This window comes from Streptomyces sp. NPDC000345, assembly GCF_042898825.1.
Taxonomy (GTDB): Bacteria; Actinomycetota; Actinomycetes; order Streptomycetales; family Streptomycetaceae; genus Streptomyces.
Window position 1 is genome coordinate 746,822 of the sequence record NZ_JBIAZE010000001.1, and the last position, 15,794, is coordinate 762,615.

The 15,794-nt window shown below is 66.9% G+C and carries 27 protein-coding genes; 1 reads left to right on the top strand and 26 read right to left on the bottom strand.

Features of this window, described 5'->3' with window-relative positions:
- Window positions 1–40: 40 nt before the first annotated feature.
- Window positions 41–484: a 50S ribosomal protein L13 gene (rplM, locus tag ACFY30_RS03400; RefSeq protein WP_137303147.1), complete on the bottom strand. Its 444-nt coding sequence runs from the start codon at window positions 482–484 to the stop codon at window positions 41–43.
- A gap of 322 nt (window positions 485–806) precedes the next feature.
- Here rplM and ACFY30_RS03405 point away from each other — a divergent pair, with 322 nt between their 5' ends.
- Entirely contained in the window at window positions 807–1,679 is an 873-nt protein-coding gene (locus tag ACFY30_RS03405; RefSeq protein WP_390843483.1) for a hypothetical protein, read from the top strand.
- A gap of 22 nt (window positions 1,680–1,701) precedes the next feature.
- Here the strand turns inward: ACFY30_RS03405 and truA are convergent, their stop codons facing one another.
- The 25 genes from truA to rplV form a co-directional block, all read right to left on the bottom strand.
- Window positions 1,702–2,568, bottom strand: a complete 867-nt coding sequence (truA, locus tag ACFY30_RS03410) for a tRNA pseudouridine(38-40) synthase TruA (protein ID WP_390843484.1) — start codon at window positions 2,566–2,568, stop codon at window positions 1,702–1,704.
- 141 nt (window positions 2,569–2,709) lie between these two features.
- On the bottom strand, window positions 2,710–3,225 hold the full coding sequence (rplQ, locus tag ACFY30_RS03415) for a 50S ribosomal protein L17 (RefSeq protein WP_390843485.1): 516 nt from the start codon (window positions 3,223–3,225) through the stop codon (window positions 2,710–2,712).
- 85 nt (window positions 3,226–3,310) lie between these two features.
- Window positions 3,311–4,333: a DNA-directed RNA polymerase subunit alpha gene (locus ACFY30_RS03420; protein WP_053661878.1), complete on the bottom strand. Its 1,023-nt coding sequence runs from the start codon at window positions 4,331–4,333 to the stop codon at window positions 3,311–3,313.
- A 153-nt stretch (window positions 4,334–4,486) separates the two neighbouring features.
- Window positions 4,487–4,891: a 30S ribosomal protein S11 gene (gene rpsK, locus ACFY30_RS03425; protein ID WP_010354218.1), complete on the bottom strand. Its 405-nt coding sequence runs from the start codon at window positions 4,889–4,891 to the stop codon at window positions 4,487–4,489.
- A 66-nt stretch (window positions 4,892–4,957) separates the two neighbouring features.
- A complete protein-coding gene (rpsM, locus tag ACFY30_RS03430) occupies window positions 4,958–5,338 on the bottom strand; it encodes a 30S ribosomal protein S13 (protein WP_030788235.1) in 381 nt (126 codons plus the stop codon).
- Between the two features lie 202 nt (window positions 5,339–5,540).
- Entirely contained in the window at window positions 5,541–5,654 is a 114-nt protein-coding gene (rpmJ, locus tag ACFY30_RS03435) for a 50S ribosomal protein L36 (RefSeq protein WP_004984509.1), read from the bottom strand.
- Window positions 5,655–5,726: 72 nt separating this feature from the next.
- Entirely contained in the window at window positions 5,727–5,948 is a 222-nt protein-coding gene (infA, locus tag ACFY30_RS03440; protein WP_003948620.1) for a translation initiation factor IF-1, read from the bottom strand.
- 139 nt (window positions 5,949–6,087) lie between these two features.
- A complete protein-coding gene (map, locus tag ACFY30_RS03445) occupies window positions 6,088–6,924 on the bottom strand; it encodes a type I methionyl aminopeptidase (protein ID WP_390843486.1) in 837 nt (278 codons plus the stop codon).
- A gap of 99 nt (window positions 6,925–7,023) precedes the next feature.
- Window positions 7,024–7,686, bottom strand: coding sequence for an adenylate kinase (locus tag ACFY30_RS03450; RefSeq protein WP_390843487.1), 663 nt, complete (start codon window positions 7,684–7,686; stop codon window positions 7,024–7,026).
- The gene (gene secY / locus ACFY30_RS03455; protein ID WP_390658133.1) at window positions 7,686–8,999 is read right to left on the bottom strand and encodes a preprotein translocase subunit SecY; all 1,314 of its coding nucleotides are present in this window, start codon (window positions 8,997–8,999) and stop codon (window positions 7,686–7,688) included. Before secY ends, ACFY30_RS03450 begins: the two co-directional genes overlap by 1 nt.
- A 246-nt stretch (window positions 9,000–9,245) precedes the next feature.
- Window positions 9,246–9,701: a 50S ribosomal protein L15 gene (gene rplO, locus ACFY30_RS03460; protein ID WP_003974249.1), complete on the bottom strand. Its 456-nt coding sequence runs from the start codon at window positions 9,699–9,701 to the stop codon at window positions 9,246–9,248.
- A 2-nt stretch (window positions 9,702–9,703) separates the two neighbouring features.
- Window positions 9,704–9,886 (bottom strand): 50S ribosomal protein L30, encoded by a 183-nt coding sequence (rpmD, locus tag ACFY30_RS03465; protein WP_009190145.1) that lies wholly within the window; start codon window positions 9,884–9,886, stop codon window positions 9,704–9,706.
- 2 nt (window positions 9,887–9,888) lie between these two features.
- The gene (rpsE, locus tag ACFY30_RS03470; RefSeq protein WP_058923758.1) at window positions 9,889–10,494 is read right to left on the bottom strand and encodes a 30S ribosomal protein S5; all 606 of its coding nucleotides are present in this window, start codon (window positions 10,492–10,494) and stop codon (window positions 9,889–9,891) included.
- A gap of 36 nt (window positions 10,495–10,530) precedes the next feature.
- Complete coding sequence (gene rplR, locus ACFY30_RS03475; RefSeq protein ID WP_019980869.1) at window positions 10,531–10,914, bottom strand: 50S ribosomal protein L18; 384 nt, start codon at window positions 10,912–10,914, stop codon at window positions 10,531–10,533.
- A 3-nt stretch (window positions 10,915–10,917) separates the two neighbouring features.
- The gene (gene rplF / locus ACFY30_RS03480; RefSeq protein ID WP_390658132.1) at window positions 10,918–11,457 is read right to left on the bottom strand and encodes a 50S ribosomal protein L6; all 540 of its coding nucleotides are present in this window, start codon (window positions 11,455–11,457) and stop codon (window positions 10,918–10,920) included.
- A gap of 24 nt (window positions 11,458–11,481) precedes the next feature.
- Complete coding sequence (gene rpsH / locus ACFY30_RS03485) at window positions 11,482–11,880, bottom strand: 30S ribosomal protein S8 (RefSeq protein WP_116148541.1); 399 nt, start codon at window positions 11,878–11,880, stop codon at window positions 11,482–11,484.
- 211 nt (window positions 11,881–12,091) lie between these two features.
- A complete protein-coding gene (locus ACFY30_RS03490; protein WP_003956452.1) occupies window positions 12,092–12,277 on the bottom strand; it encodes a type Z 30S ribosomal protein S14 in 186 nt (61 codons plus the stop codon).
- 5 nt (window positions 12,278–12,282) lie between these two features.
- Window positions 12,283–12,840: a 50S ribosomal protein L5 gene (gene rplE, locus ACFY30_RS03495; RefSeq protein WP_360741260.1), complete on the bottom strand. Its 558-nt coding sequence runs from the start codon at window positions 12,838–12,840 to the stop codon at window positions 12,283–12,285.
- On the bottom strand, window positions 12,840–13,163 hold the full coding sequence (gene rplX / locus ACFY30_RS03500; protein WP_020941676.1) for a 50S ribosomal protein L24: 324 nt from the start codon (window positions 13,161–13,163) through the stop codon (window positions 12,840–12,842). The genes rplE and rplX overlap by 1 nt, the downstream gene beginning before the upstream one ends.
- A 2-nt stretch (window positions 13,164–13,165) precedes the next feature.
- On the bottom strand, window positions 13,166–13,534 hold the full coding sequence (gene rplN / locus ACFY30_RS03505) for a 50S ribosomal protein L14 (protein WP_003998823.1): 369 nt from the start codon (window positions 13,532–13,534) through the stop codon (window positions 13,166–13,168).
- Between the two features lie 130 nt (window positions 13,535–13,664).
- Window positions 13,665–13,949, bottom strand: coding sequence for a 30S ribosomal protein S17 (rpsQ, locus tag ACFY30_RS03510; protein ID WP_067249205.1), 285 nt, complete (start codon window positions 13,947–13,949; stop codon window positions 13,665–13,667).
- Entirely contained in the window at window positions 13,949–14,173 is a 225-nt protein-coding gene (rpmC, locus tag ACFY30_RS03515; RefSeq protein WP_007494763.1) for a 50S ribosomal protein L29, read from the bottom strand. The genes rpsQ and rpmC overlap by 1 nt, the downstream gene beginning before the upstream one ends.
- Window positions 14,173–14,592 (bottom strand): 50S ribosomal protein L16, encoded by a 420-nt coding sequence (rplP, locus tag ACFY30_RS03520; protein ID WP_030788270.1) that lies wholly within the window; start codon window positions 14,590–14,592, stop codon window positions 14,173–14,175. The genes rpmC and rplP overlap by 1 nt, the downstream gene beginning before the upstream one ends.
- 5 nt (window positions 14,593–14,597) lie before the next feature.
- Entirely contained in the window at window positions 14,598–15,419 is an 822-nt protein-coding gene (gene rpsC, locus ACFY30_RS03525) for a 30S ribosomal protein S3 (protein WP_390658130.1), read from the bottom strand.
- The gene (gene rplV, locus ACFY30_RS03530) at window positions 15,419–15,766 is read right to left on the bottom strand and encodes a 50S ribosomal protein L22 (protein WP_003998827.1); all 348 of its coding nucleotides are present in this window, start codon (window positions 15,764–15,766) and stop codon (window positions 15,419–15,421) included. Before rplV ends, rpsC begins: the two co-directional genes overlap by 1 nt.
- Window positions 15,767–15,794 lie beyond the last annotated feature (28 nt).

Consider the following 15,794-nt stretch of genomic DNA (forward strand, 5'->3'; position numbering starts at 1 on the left):
ATTCCTCAGATTCTCTTGGCTCGGTTTGGTCTGGCCGGTGTTACTGCGCGACCTGGGTGATCTCGAACGGCTGCGGCTGCTGCGCGCCGTGCGGGTGCTGGTCACCCTTGTAGACCTTCAGCTTCGAGAGCATCTGACGGCCCAGCGAGTTCTTCGGGAGCATGCCCTTGACGGCCTTCTCGATGGCCTTCTCCGGGTTCTTGTCCAGCAGCTCGTCGTAGCGGACGGAGCGCAGACCACCCGGGTAGCCGGAGTGGCGGTACGCCATCTTCTGGGTCCGCTTGTTGCCGGACAGGTGCACCTTGTCGGCGTTGATGATGATGACGAAGTCACCGGTGTCGACGTGGGGGGCGTAGATCGGCTTGTGCTTGCCGCGCAGAATGGAGGCGGCGGTGCTGGCGAGACGGCCCAGGACAACGTCCTGAGCGTCGATGACGTGCCACTGGCGCGTCACATCGCCGGGCTTGGGGCTGTACGTACGCACGGTTCGTAGCCTTCGCTTCGAGTGAGTGGTCCTGACAAGGTCACCGAAGACGATCACGACAGCCCTGACCGCACTGCGGTGACGCAAACCGCGTGCTGGTCGCTGGTCATCGGCCCGGTGGACCGGTGTAAGGGCCCGTCCCGTGAGAATGAGCAAGCCAATACACAACGAAGATGCAGGATACCCGGGTTTCCACGACCGGGTCAAAACGAGCCCGCCCCACCGCCCGGACGACCGAGTTGTGCGCCCGTGCCGGAAAGGTCCCGGGCGGCCGGGCCGCGGACACACCGGCACCCCTCGCCTCCCGTCTAAGATGCGCCCCATGAGCTATGGGCAGGGGGGACCTCAGTCCCAGTGGGATCCGTGGAAACCGAACTCCCAGCAGCCGTGGAGCGGCAGCGACGGAGCGAGCCCGGACTGGGCCGCACTGGCCGAGGCGTCCGAGACGCGGAACAAGCGCCGCCGGCTGCTCTTCATCGGCGGGGGCGCGCTGGCCACGATCGGCATAGGCGCCGCCGTCGCCATGGGCGTGGTGAACGCGGACGGCGGTGACGAGGCCAACCGGCCGACGTCCTCGCTGCCCCCGACCGCCGACCTGCCCAGCGCGTCCGGCACCCCGTCCTTCGCCCCGACCAGCGCCCCGCCGCCGCTGGACCCGAAGGAGTTCGTCTCCAGCAAGGCCAAGGACAAGGCGGCCAACAGCCCGGACCTGATGTTCCCCGGCACCCAGCTGACCATGGGGTCGAACGTCTACAAGAAGGGCCCGACCGCCGACGCCAAGACCTGCACCACGGCGGTCCAGGGCACCCTGCCGAAGGTCCTCACCGCCAACGGCTGCACGCGCCTGATGCGCGTCACGTACACCAAGGGCAACCTGGCGGTGACGGTCGGGGTGGCCGTCTTCGACACCGAGGCGCAGGCCCTGAAGGTCAAGAGCCAGGCCGACAGCAAGAGCATCGTCAAGGCCCTCACCGGCGGCGGCGTGAAGGCCTTCTGCAACGGCGCGATCTGCCGCTCGACGACCAACTCCTACGGCCGCTACGCCTACTTCACGATCACCGGCTTCACCGGCGGCAAGGACGTCACCACGAAGGACACGGCGGCCTTCACCATGGGTGACGACCTCGCCGAGTTCACCTTCCAGCAGATCAACCGCCGCGGCCAGGCCCAGGCGTCGGCGGCCGCGAACAGCTGACCCCGACGCGGCCGGGCAGGGCCTACCCGCAGCAGCCCGCGGCCGTGCCCGGCAGCGTCCGCCTGTTCCTGGCCTCCTTGTTACGGGCGGCCAGGAGCTCGTCGGCCGGGTAGCCGACCTCCTCCAGCGTCAGCCCGTGCGGCCGTACGACATGCACGGCCGAGTCGCGTACGCCGGCGGCCAGCACCTTCCCCGGCCACTCCGGCCCCCGGTGCCCGTCCCCCACGAACAGCAGCGCCCCGATCAGCGAGCGCACCATGTTGTGGCAGAAGGCGTCGGCGCGCACGGTCGCGGTGATGATCCCGTCCTCGCCCTTGACCAGGCTCAGCTCCTGCAGCGTACGGATCGTGGTGGCGCCCTCCCGCCGCTTGCAGTAGGCGGCGAAGTCGTGTTCCCCGAGGAGCCGCCGGGCGGCCTCGTTCATGGCGTCGACGTCGAGCGGCCAGTCGTGCCACAGGACGTGGTTGCGCAGCAGCGGATCGACCCCGCCGGGATTGTCGGTGACCCGGTAGGCATAGCGCCGCCAGACCGCCGAGAAACGGGCGTTGAAGCCGCTGGGGGCCTCCCGCAGGGCCCACACCCGTACGTCCCGGGGCAGCCGCCCGGCGAGCCGCTTCAGCAGCTTCTCGTGATGCTCACGCCAGACGTGTTCCGGCAGGTCGACATGGGCGACCTGGCCCCGCGCGTGCACCCCCGCGTCGGTCCGCCCGGCCACCGTCAGCTCGTACGTGGTCCCCCCCGACCGCGTGACGGTCCGCAGGGCGTCCTCGATCTCCCCCTGCACCGTCCGCCGGCCCCCGGCCTGCTTGGCCCACCCGGAGAAGTCGGTCCCGTCGTAGGACAGGTCGAGGCGGACACGGACATGACCGGGCTGAACTTCGTCACTCACACAGAGATCCTCTCAAGAACACAAAGGCGGGCCCGCTCCTGATAAGGAACGGGCCCGCCAACGCCCTGAAGGGGCGCGGGGAACTGCGCGACCGGCCGCGACGGCGCCGCAGCCGACGACGGACAGCCCCCGGCAGAACGCTTACGCGTCCTTGGCCTCCTCGGCCGGAGCCTCCGCGGCCTCGTCCGCGGCCGGAGCCGCGTCCTCGACCTTGGTCTCCTCGGCCTTGGTCTCCTCGGCCTCCTTGACCGCGCGCTTGGTCGCGGCCTCGGCCTCACCGGTCGCCTGCTGCGCCACCGTCAGCGCCTCGACCAGCTCGATGACAGCCATGGGCGCGTTGTCGCCACGGCGGTTACCGATCTTGGTGATGCGGGTGTAGCCACCCGGACGGTTCTCGTAGCGCGGGCCGATCTCGGTGAAGAGCGTGTGGACGACGCCCTTGTCCGTGATGACCTGGAGCACCTGACGGCGGTTGTGAAGGTCGCCCTTCTTCGCCTTGGTGATCAGACGCTCGGCGTACGGCCGCAGACGGCGGGCCTTCGCCTCGGTGGTGGTGATGCGGCCGTGCTCGAACAGCGACTTCGCGAGGTTCGCGAGGAGCAGCTTCTCGTGCGCGGCACTGCCGCCCAGACGGGCACCCTTGGTGGGCTTCGGCATGGTTCTTCTCCTGTGTGTCTGCCCCGGCCGTATCAGGTACCGGGGTCAGGAACCCGATGAGCGGATGCTCACCGGCAACGACCGATCAGTACTGCTCGGTCTCCACGAAACCCGCGTCCGCGTCGTCGTCGGCGCCGAAGGCGTCGGCGGCGGCCGTGGGGTCGAATCCGGGCGGGCTGTCCTTCAGGGCCAGGCCCATGCCGGCCAGCTTCGCCTTGACCTCGTCGATGGACTTCGCACCGAAGTTGCGGATGTCCAGGAGGTCGGCCTCGGAACGGGCGACGAGCTCACCCACGGAGTGGATGCCCTCGCGCTTGAGGCAGTTGTACGACCGAACGGTGAGCTCCAGCTCCTCGATCGGCAGCGCCAGGTCGGCGGCCAGGGCGGCGTCCGTGGGGGACGGGCCCATGTCGATGCCCTCGGCGTCGATGTTGAGCTCGCGGGCGAGACCGAACAGCTCGACCAGCGTCTTGCCGGCCGACGCCATGGCGTCACGCGGACGCATCGCCTGCTTGGTCTCGACGTCGACGATCAGCTTGTCGAAGTCGGTGCGCTGCTCGACACGGGTGGCCTCGACCTTGTACGTGACCTTCAGAACCGGCGAGTAGATGGAGTCGACCGGGATACGGCCGATCTCCTGGCCCACCTGCTTGTTCTGCACGGCGGAGACGTAACCGCGGCCGCGCTCGACCGTGAGCTCCATCTCCAGCTTGCCCTTGCCGTTGAGCGTGGCGAGGACGAGGTCGGGGTTGTGCACCTCGACACCGGCCGGGGGCGCGATGTCGGCGGCGGTGACCAGACCCGGGCCCTGCTTGCGCAGGTACATCACGACCGGCTCGTCGTGCTCCGAGGAGACGACCAGCTGCTTGATGTTCAGGATCAGGTCGGTGACGTCCTCCTTGACGCCCGGCACGGTGGTGAACTCGTGCAGGACACCGTCGACGCGGATGGACGTGACCGCCGCACCCGGGATCGACGACAGGAGCGTACGGCGCAGGGAGTTGCCGAGGGTGTAGCCGAAGCCCGGCTCCAGCGGCTCGATCACGAACCGGGAGCGGAACTCGTCGACGACCTCTTCGGTCAACGAGGGACGCTGAGCGATCAGCATGAGGTGATCAGATCCTTCTTTCGTGGACGCCCGCTATTTGACGCCCGACGGAAACCGCACCCGGTGAAAAGTGCGGGTACTGCAAGGGTACGGGCGATACGGCCCTTTTACGGGGTCGTACCGCCCAGAAGCCCGAGACCTGTCGGCCGTGCGTCAGACGCGACGACGCTTCGGCGGACGGCAGCCGTTGTGCGGGGTCGGGGTGACGTCCTGGATGGAGCCGACCTCGAGGCCCGTGGCCTGCAGGGAACGGATCGCGGTCTCACGACCGGCGCCCGGGCCCTTGACGAAGACGTCGACCTTGCGCATGCCGTGCTCCTGCGCGCGACGGGCGGCCGACTCGGCGGCCATCTGCGCGGCGAACGGCGTGGACTTGCGCGAGCCCTTGAAGCCGACGTGGCCGGCGGAGGCCCAGGAGATCACGTTTCCGGCCGGGTCCGTGATGGACACGATCGTGTTGTTGAACGTGCTCTTGATGTGCGCCTGGCCGTGCGCGACGTTCTTCTTTTCCTTGCGGCGCACCTTCTTGGCAGCGCCCTGACGACCCTTGGGGGGCATCTATTACTCCTACGGGAGGTGGTCGGTCCTACAGCGAAGACCGCTGGACGGCGAGTCCGCTGCGGACTACTTCTTGCCCGGCTTCTTCTTGCCGGCGATGGCGCGACGCGGGCCCTTGCGGGTGCGGGCGTTGGTGCTGGTGCGCTGACCGCGGACGGGCAGACCGCGACGGTGACGGAGACCCTGGTAGCAGCCGATCTCGACCTTGCGGCGGATGTCGGCCTGGATCTCGCGACGGAGGTCACCCTCGGTCTTGATGTTGTTGTCGACGTACTCGCGGATCGCGACGAGCTGCTCCTCGGAGAGGTCGCGAACGCGGGTGTTCGGGTCGACGCCGGTCGCAGCCAGCGTCTCCTGCGAGAGGGTCCGGCCGATGCCGAACACGTAGGTGAGGGCGACCTCCACGCGCTTGTCGCGCGGGATGTCAACACCGGAAACGCGTGCCATTCAATGGCTCCTGGTGATCTTCGGAGGTCTTCCACAGAACCGGATCCCAGCCGCCGTACCAGGTACGAACTGGGTCCCCGGCCTCCGAACCGGGGGTGTCAGGCAAGGAAAAACCCCCGCCTGGGTCCTGCGTATGAACATTTCAGCTCGCGTCGCGCGAAGTCTCTGCGATATCGATGCAGAGGGTGTGATCCGTGTGCGATCAGCCCTGGCGCTGCTTGTGGCGCGGGTTCTCGCAAATGATCATGACCCGACCGTGACGGCGGATCACCCTGCACTTGTCGCAGATCTTCTTGACGCTCGGCTTGACCTTCATGGGATGTGAGGTTCTCCGGGTCAGTTGCCGGCAACCCCGCACGCCGGACGGCGCACGGGGCAGGGGCAAGATCTACTTGTACCGGTAGACGATCCGGCCACGCGTCAGGTCGTACGGAGACAGCTCCACCACGACCCGGTCGTCAGGGAGGATGCGGATGTAGTGCATGCGCATCTTGCCGCTGATGTGTGCCAGGACCTGGTGGCCGTTCTGGAGCTCGACCTTGAACATGGCGTTCGGAAGAGACTCGACGACAGTGCCCTCGATCTCGATGGCACCTTGCTTCTTGGCCACGCTTCGCCCTTCGAATCGACTACCTTGATCGACTCTCCGCGAGCATGCAGGCATGCGGGTGCACAAGAGCCGACGAGTCAGTCTACGTCAGCGCACCCGGAAACACGAATCGAGGCAGTCTGCCCCGAGGAGGAGATCATTACGCCAGCGGATCCGGCGCGGCCGTGACCCCGTGCTCGGCCAGCTTCGCCCTGCCGCCGTCGGGCGCCGTCAGCACCAGCGGACCCTCCTCCGTCAGGGCGACGGAGTGCTCCCAGTGCGAGGACCAGGTGCCGTCGGTGGTGATGACCGTCCAGTCGTCGTCCAGGACCTCGGTGCGGGGAGTGCCCAGGGAGACCATCGGCTCGATCGCCAGGCAGAAGCCGGGGACCAGCTTGGGGCCCTTGCCCCGCCTGCGGTCGACGTAGTTCAGCAGGTGCGGGTCCATGTGCATCTCGGTGCCGATGCCGTGGCCGCCGTAGTCCTCGATGATCCCGTACCGGCCGCCGCCGGGCTTGGGCTGGCGGCGGATGTACGTCTCGATGGCCCGGGAGACGTCCACCAGACGGTTGCCCTGCTTCATCGCGGCGATACCGGCCCACATGGACTCTTCCGTCACCCGCGAGAGCTCGATCAGCTCCGGGGCGTGACCGGAGCCCACGAACGCCGTGTACGCCGCGTCGCCGTGCCAGCCGTCCACGATCGCGCCGCAGTCGATGGAGATGATGTCGCCGTCCTTGAGGACGACCTCGTCGGACGGGATGCCGTGGACGACCACGTCGTTCACCGAGGTGCAGATCGTCGCCGGGAAGCCGCCGTAGCCCAGGAAGTTCGACTTGGCTCCGTGCTCCGCGAGGACCTTGCGCGCGACCTCGTCCAGGTCCTTGGTCGTCGCCCCGGGCACCGCCGCTTCCCGCGTCGCCGCGTGGATGGCGGCGACGACCAGCCCCGCCGCGCGCATCCTGGCGATCTGCTCGGGGCTCTTGATCTGCACCATGGGGGGCCTGCGCTCTCCGTCACTCAGGTCTGTGGGTTACGTACACAACAGTACGGCCGTGGTGTCCGGGCGGACTCCACGGCCGTACCAGGCCGACGACTACTGGTCGTCGCCCTCACGCTTCAGCGCCGCCAGCGCGCGGCCGGTGACGTCCTCCACCGGGCCCATGGCCTCGATGGTCACCACGAGGCCCTGGGCCTTGTAGTAGTCGATGATCGGCTCGGTCTGCGTGTGGTAGACCTCGAGCCGCGTCCGGACGGTCTCCTCGGAGTCGTCGTCCCGCTGGTACAGCTCGCCGCCGCAGACGTCGCAGACGCCCTCCTTGGCAGGCTTCTTGTACGTCACGTGGAAGACGTGGGCCGAGTCGTTGCGGCAGATGCGCCGGCCGGCGATCCGCTTGACGACCTCCTCCTCGGGGGCCTCCAGGTCCAGTACCGCGTCCAGCTTGATGCCCTCGGTGGTGAGGAGCTCGTCCAGCGCCTCGGCCTGCGAGACGTTGCGCGGGAAGCCGTCCAGCAGGAAGCCGCGCTCGGCGTCCGGCTGCTCCATGCGGTCCTTGGCCATGGCGATGGTCACCTCGTCGGGGACGAGGTTGCCGGCGTCCATGTAGGACTTCGCGAGTTTCCCGAGCTCGGTCTGCTGGCTGATGTTGGCGCGGAACAGGTCGCCCGTGGAGATGTGCGGAACGCGCAGTTTCTCGGCCAGGCGAGTGGCCTGCGTACCCTTTCCGGCACCCGGCGGCCCGACGAGGACGATTCGCATCAGCGGAGGAACCCTTCGTAATTGCGCTGCTGGAGCTGGCTCTCGATCTGCTTCACCGTCTCGAGACCCACACCCACGATGATCAGGATGCTGGTCCCGCCGAACGGGAAGTTCTGGCTTGCCCCGAAGCCAACCAACGCCATCGTCGGGACGAGAGCGATCAGACCCAAGTACAGCGAACCCGGCCAGGTGATCCGGTTGAGCACGTAGGAAAGGTACTCAGCGGTCGGTCGGCCAGCCCGGATGCCCGGGATGAAGCCACCATACTTCTTCATGTTGTCGGCCACTTCCTCGGGGTTGAAGGAGATGGCGACGTAGAAGAAGGCGAAGAAAACGATCAGCAGGAAGTACAGGCTGATGTAGATCGGGTGGTCACCCTTGGTCAGGTTGGCCTCGATCCAGGTCTTCCAGCTGGAGGTCCCGCTGGAGAACTGGGCCACGAGAGCCGGGATGTAGAGCAGCGACGAGGCGAAGATGACCGGGATCACACCGGCCTGGTTCACCTTGAGGGGGATGTACGTCGAGGTACCGCCGTAGGAACGGCGGCCGATCATGCGCTTCGCGTACTGCACGGGGATCCGGCGCTGGGCCTGCTCGACGAAGACCACCAGGGCCACCATGACCAGACCGACCGCGATGACCGTGCCGAACTCGATCCAGCCGTCCGCCAGGGTGCCCGACTTCTTGATGGCCCACAGCGCCGACGGGAAGGTCGCGGCGATCGAGATGAACATCAGGATCGACATGCCGTTGCCGATGCCGCGGTCGGTGATGAGCTCACCGAGCCACATGACGACGGCCGTACCGGCGGTCATGCAGATGACCATCACGATGGTGGTGAAGATCGCGCGGTCCGGGACGATCTGGCTGGCGACGGTGCAGCCGGAGAACAGGGCGCCGCTGCGGGCGGTGGCCACCAGGCCGGTGCCCTGGAGGATGGCCAGCGCCACGGTCAGGTAACGCGTGTACTGCGTGATCTTCGCCGTACCGGCCGAGCCCTCCTTCTTGAGGGCTTCCAGGCGCGGGATGACCACGGTCAGCAGCTGAAGGATGATGCTCGCCGTGATGTACGGCATGATGCCCAGCGCGAAGACCGTGATCTGCAGCAGCGCGCCGCCGCTGAACATGTTCACCAGACCGAAGAGGCCTTGGTTGCCGGACGCCTCGTCGACGCAGCGCTGAACGGACGTGTAGTCGACGCCGGGGATCGGAATGTGCGTACCGACCCGGTAGACCACGATGATCCCGAGCGTGAAGAGCAGCTTCTTGCGCAGGTCGGGCGTCCTGAACGCCCGGGCGAACGCGGTGAGCACGGTGCCTCCTGCGACCCCCGCGCATCTGCGTCAAGGGTGACGGTCTTGAAGGTCCAATAAGAACAACGACATGAGTAACGGCGGACTGCCGCTCAAGGTGCCCGCTGGGGAGAACCTTGTGAAAAGTAGGCAGTGCTGGTCACCTTACCCGCGACACAGCTCCCCTAGGAACGACCAACCGGGGATACCCCATTTGTGGGGTATCCCCGGTCGGGATCGCTCAAGTCATCGAGACGCCTGATGCGGTCAGACGAGCTCGGTGACGGTACCGCCGGCGGCGGTGATCTTCTCCTTGGCGGAGCCGGAGACGGCGTCGACCGTCACCTGCAGCGCCACGGAGATCTCGCCCTGGCCGAGAACCTTGACGAGGCTGTTCTTGCGAACGGCACCCTTGGCGACGAGCCCCTCGACGGTGACCTCGCCACCCTCCGGGTACAGCGCGGCCAGCTTGTCGAGGTTCACGACCTGGAACTCGGTCTTGAACGGGTTCTTGAAGCCCTTCAGCTTCGGAAGACGCATGTGGAGGGGCATCTGCCCACCCTCGAAGCGCTCCGGAACCTGGTAGCGGGCCTTCGTGCCCTTGGTACCACGACCGGCCGTCTTACCCTTCGACGCCTCACCACGACCCACACGGGTCTTGGCGGTCTTGGCGCCCGGGGCGGGACGGAGGTTGTGGATCTTGAGCGGGTTGTTCTCCGCCATGATCAGTCGACCTCCTCGACCGTCACGAGGTGGCGGACGGTGTGCACCATGCCGCGGAACTCGGGGCGGTCCTCCTTGACGACCACGTCACCCAGGCGCTTGAGGCCCAGGGAACGCAGGGTGTCACGGTGGTTCTGCTTGCTGCCGATGTAGGACTTCGTCTGCGTGATCTTGAGCTGCGCCATGATCACACACCCGCCCCGGCACGCGCACGCAGCAGAGCCGCGGGGGCGACGTCCTCGAGCGGCAGACCACGGCGGGCCGCGATCTCCTCGGGACGCTGCAGGCCCTTCAGGGCCTCCACGGTCGCGTGCACGATGTTGATGGCGTTGTCGGAGCCGAGCGACTTCGACAGCACGTCGTGGATACCGGCGCACTCGAGCACGGCACGCACCGGACCACCGGCGATCACGCCGGTACCCGGGGACGCGGGCTTGAGCAGCACGACGCCGGCAGCCTTCTCACCCTGGATGGGGTGCGGGATGGTGCCCTGGATACGGGGGACCTTGAAGAAGTGCTTCTTGGCCTCCTCAACGCCCTTGGCGATGGCGGCCGGCACCTCCTTGGCCTTGCCGTAACCGACACCCACGGTGCCGTCACCGTCGCCCACCACGACCAGCGCGGTGAAGCTGAAGCGACGACCACCCTTCACAACCTTGGCGACGCGGTTGATCGCGACAACGCGCTCAACGTACGCGGTCTTCTCGGCGGCAGCAGCGCCGCCGTCACGGCCCTTCCGGTCCCGCCGCTCGCCGCCACCGGCACCGCTTCCGCGGCGCTGGGGTCCAGCCATTGGATTACCTCTCTCTTTCCGCTAGCTACAAGCGGCTCAGAACTTGAGCCCGGCTTCGCGGGCGGCGTCCGCCAGGGCGGCGATGCGCCCGGCGTACTGGTTGCCACCACGGTCGAACACGACGGCCTCGACACCGGCGGCCTTGGCACGCTCGGCGACCAGGGCGCCGACCTGCTTGGCCTGCGCGGACTTGTCGCCCTCGCCACCGCGGATCGACGTGTCCAGCGTGGACGCCGAAGCCAGGGTGTGGCCCTTGAGGTCGTCGATCACCTGCGCCACGATGTGGCGGTTCGAGCGGGTCACGACGAGACGGGGGCGCTCCGCCGTACCGGAGATCCGCTTGCGGATCCGGATGTGACGGCGCTTGATCGCGGCGCGCTTGTAGGCGTCGCCCTTCAGGATCTTCTGCCCGTATGCCATGGCTTACTTACCCGCCTTTCCGACCTTGCGGCGGATGACTTCGCCCTCGTACTTGACGCCCTTGGCCTTGTACGGGTCAGGCTTGCGCAGCTTGCGGATGTTGGCCGCAACCTCGCCGACCTTCTGCTTGTCGATGCCCTCGACCTGGAACCGGGTCGGGGTCTCCACCTTGAAGGTGATGCCCTCCGGGGCCTCGACCAGGATCGGGTGGCTGTAACCGAGCGCGAACTCGAGGTTCGAACCCTTGGCGGTCACGCGGTAACCGACACCGCTGATCTCGAGCTTCTTCACGTAACCCTGGGTCACGCCGGTGATCATGTTCGCCACCAGCGTGCGGGACAGGCCGTGCAGGGCCTTGCTCTGACGCTCGTCGTTGGGGCGGGTCACCTGGAGAGTGCCGTCCTCGCCCTTGGCGATGTCGATCGGAGCAGCAACGGTGTGGGTCAGCGTGCCCTTCGGGCCCTTGACCTCGACCGTGCGGCCGTCGATGGTGACGTCCACGCCGGCGGGAACCGCGATGGGGAGCTTGCCGATGCGCGACATAGCTGTTTCCTCCGTTCCCTTCTGCTACCAGACGTAGGCGAGGACTTCCCCACCCACGCCCTTCTTGCCGGCCTGCTTGTCGGTGAGGAGCCCGTGGGACGTGGAGATGATCGCCACGCCCAGGCCGCCGAGCACCTTCGGCAGGTTGGTGGACTTCGCGTACACCCGGAGACCGGGCTTGGAGATCCGCTTGATGCCCGCGATGGAGCGCTCACGGTTCGGGCCGAACTTGAGCTCGAGGGTGAGGTTCTTGCCGACCTCGGCGTCCTCGACTCGCCAGCCCGTGATGAAGCCCTCCTGCTGGAGGATCTCCGCGATGTGCGACTTGATCTTGGACGCCGGCATCGTCACGGAGTCGTGGTACGCCGAGTTCGCGTTCCGCAGACGCGTCAGCATGTCTGCGATCGGATCAGTCATGGTCATGAATTGGCCTGTGGCCTCTCTCGCCGGGGTTTCCTGGTGCGCCATCCCTCTCCCCGATCCGAGACGGGACGGGTGCGGCGCGGTGGACCTACGGCGTAGTAAGTCGTACGGGCGCGACAGGCGCCCAACCCCACAAGCCTAAGGCATGCGGAGATGGGCCCTGCCCACCCAGATGCTTACCGAGAGCCCGGGTAACCCTGAACTAGCGGGATTACCAGGAGCTCTTGGTCACGCCCGGCAGCTCGCCACGGTGAGCCATCTCACGAAGGCACACGCGGCACAGGCCGAACTTGCGGTACACGGAGTGCGGACGACCGCAGCGCTGGCAGCGGGTGTACGCGCGCACGCCGAACTTGGGCTTGCGAGCAGCCTTCGCGATGAGAGCCTTCTTCGCCATCTCGCTCACGCCTCCTTGAACGGGAAGCCGAGGTGACGCAGAAGGGCACGGCCCTCTTCGTCGTTGGTCGCCGTGGTGACCACGGTGATGTCCATACCCCGGACGCGGTCGATCTTGTCCTGGTCGATCTCGTGGAACATGACCTGCTCCGTGAGACCGAAGGTGTAGTTGCCACGGCCGTCGAACTGCTTGGGGGACAGGCCGCGGAAGTCGCGGATGCGCGGCAGCGCGAGCGACAGGGTGCGGTCCAGGAACTCCCACATGCGGTCGCCACGGAGCGTGACGTGAGCACCGATCGGCTGACCCTCACGCAGCTTGAACTGCGCGATGGACTTGCGGGCCTTGGTGACGGCCGGCTTCTGACCGGTGATCGTGGTGAGGTCGCGGATGGCGCCCTCGATCAGCTTCGAGTCACGGGCGGCGTCGCCGACACCCATGTTGACCACGATCTTGACGAGGCCGGGGATCTGCATGACGTTCTCGTACTTGAACTCGTCACGCAGCTTGCCCGCGATCTCCTCGCGGTACTTCGTCTTGAGACGCGGAGTGGTGGTGGTAGCCATCAGATGTCCTCACCCGTCCGCTTGGCAACGCGGATCTTGTTGCCCTCGTCGTCGAAGCGGTAACCGACACGCGTGACGACCTTCTGACCGTCCTTCTCCACGACCAGCTGAACGTTGGACACGTGGATCGGGGCCTCGGTGGTCACGATGCCGCCGGCCTGGGAACCGCTGGCGGTCGGGCCGGCCTTGGTGTGCTTCTTGACCCGGTTGACACCCTCGACCAGGACGCGGTCCTCGCGGGGGAAGGCCGCGATGACCTTGCCCTGCTTGCCCTTGTCCTTACCGGTGATGACCTGGACCAGGTCGCCCTTCTTGATCTTCATGCTTACAGCACCTCCGGCGCGAGCGAGATGATCTTCATGAACTTCTTCTCGCGCAGCTCACGGCCGACCGGGCCGAAGATGCGGGTGCCGCGAGGGTCGCCGTCGTTCTTCAGAATGACGGCGGCGTTCTCGTCGAAGCGGATGTACGAGCCGTCCGGACGGCGGCGCTCCTTGACGGTGCGAACGATGACCGCCTTGACGACGTCACCCTTCTTCACGTTGCCACCGGGGATCGCGTCCTTGACGGTGGCGACGATGACGTCACCGATGCCCGCGTAGCGGCGACCGGAGCCACCGAGCACACGGATGCAAAGGATCTCCTTCGCACCAGTGTTGTCGGCGACACGCAGTCGCGACTCCTGCTGGATCACGTCTATCTCCTGTTTGTCTGCCGGTTCCCCGGGAGCCGCTCAGCGGAGCGGCTCCCGGAGCCTGGCGGAACTGTCCTGCGAGGAATGCCCCGCAGGAACGTACTTTTTGGAATTCCCTTGCGGGAATTACCTACTTGGCCTTCTCGAGGATCTCGACGACGCGCCAGCGCTTCGTCGCGGACAGCGGCCGGGTCTCCATCAGGAGGACGCGGTCGCCGACACCCGCGGCGTTCTGCTCGTCGTGCGCCTTGAGCTTGTTCGTACGGCGGATGACCTTGCCGTACAGCGCGTGCTTGACGCGGTCCTCGACGGCGACGACGACGGTCTTGTCCATCTTGTCGCTGACGACGAGACCCTCACGGGTCTTGCGGAAGCCGCGCGCCTCTGCGTTCTCAGTCACGTTGTTCTCGCTCATCAGGCGTTCTCCACCGTCTCGATGCCCAGCTCACGCTCGCGCATCAGGGTGTAGATCCGCGCGATGTCCTTGCGGACCGCCTTCAGACGGCCGTGGTTCTCAAGCTGTCCGGTCGCCGCCTGGAAGCGGAGGTTGAACAGCTCTTCCTTGGCCTCGCGGAGCTTCGCCAGAAGCTCCTCGTTGCCCAGCTCGCGCAGCTCGGACGCCTTGGTACCGGCCGACATCACGCTTCACCTGCCTCGCGCTTGACGATCCGGCACTTCATCGGCAGCTTGTGAGCGGCGCGAGTGAGGGCCTCACGGGCGATCTTCTCGTTCGGGTAGGACAGCTCGAACATGACCCGGCCCGGGTGCACGTTCGCGATCCACCACTCCGGCGAACCCTTACCGGAACCCATGCGGGTCTCGGCAGGCTTCTTGGTGAGGGGGCGGTCCGGGTAGATGTTGATCCAGACCTTGCCGCCACGCTTGATGTGGCGGGTCATCGCGATACGGGCCGCCTCGATCTGGCGGTTGGTCACGTACGCCGGCGTGAGGGCCTGGATGCCGTACTCGCCGAACGCGACCGTCGTACCGCCCTTGGCCTCACCGCGACGCTTCGGGTGGTGCTGCTTGCGGTGCTTGACCCTACGGGGGATCAGCATGTCGGTCAGGCCTCCGTTCCGGTGCTCTCAGCCGGAGCGGCGGGAGCCTCGGCCTTGGGGGCCTCGGCAGCAGCCTGCTGCGGCTTACGACCGCGACCGCCACGCTCGCCACCGCGGCCACCACGGGCCGGGCGGTCGGCGCCACCACGGGCCGGGCGGTTGCCGGCGCGGGCAGCGGCGTTCTCGGCGCGGACCTCGGCGATGTTCTTGACGTCGCCCTTGTAGATCCAGACCTTCACACCGATGCGGCCGAAGGTCGTCTTGGCCTCGAAGAAGCCGTAGTCCACGTTCGCGCGGAGCGTGTGCAGGGGCACGCGGCCCTCGCGGTAGAACTCCGAGCGGGACATCTCGGCGCCGCCGAGGCGGCCACCGCACTGGATCTTGATGCCCTTGGCGCCGGCCTTCATGGCGGACTGCATGCTCTTGCGCATGGCCCGACGGAAGGAGACGCGGGAGGAGAGCTGCTCGGCGACGGCCTGGGCCACCAGCTGAGCGTCCGTCTCCGGGTTCTTGACCTCGAGGATGTTGAGCTGGACCTGCTTCTTGGTCAGCTTCTCCAGGTCGCCGCGGATACGGTCGGCCTCGGCGCCGCGGCGGCCGATGACGATGCCCGGACGCGCGGTGTGGATGTCCACGCGGACACGGTCACGGGTGCGCTCGATCTCCACCTTGGAGATGCCGGCGCGCTCCATGCCGGACGTCATCATCCGACGGATGGCGACGTCTTCCTTGACGTAGTCCTTGTACGACTTGTCGGCGTACCAACGCGACTTGAAGTCGGTGGTGATGCCGAGCCGGAACCCATGCGGGTTAACCTTCTGGCCCATTACCGGGTTCCTTCCTTGCTGGCGACGACCACGGTGATGTGGCTGGTCCGCTTGCGGATCCGGTAGGCACGGCCCTGGGCGCGCGGACGGAACCGCTTCAGGGTCGGACCCTCGTCGACGTACGCCTCGCTGATGAACAGCGAGCTGGCGTCCGTGTGGTCGTAGTTGTGCGCGGCGTTGGCGATGGCGCTGTCGAGCACCTTGCCGACGGGCACGGAGGCTGCCTGCGGAGCGAATCGCAGAACAGCCTGGGCCTCCGTGGCGTCCATGCCACGGATGAGGTCCACCACACGGCGGGCCTTCATGGGCGTGACGCGGATGTACCGCGCCTGGGCCCTGGCTTCCATGGTTGTCCCTTCAGAGTTACTTACGTGT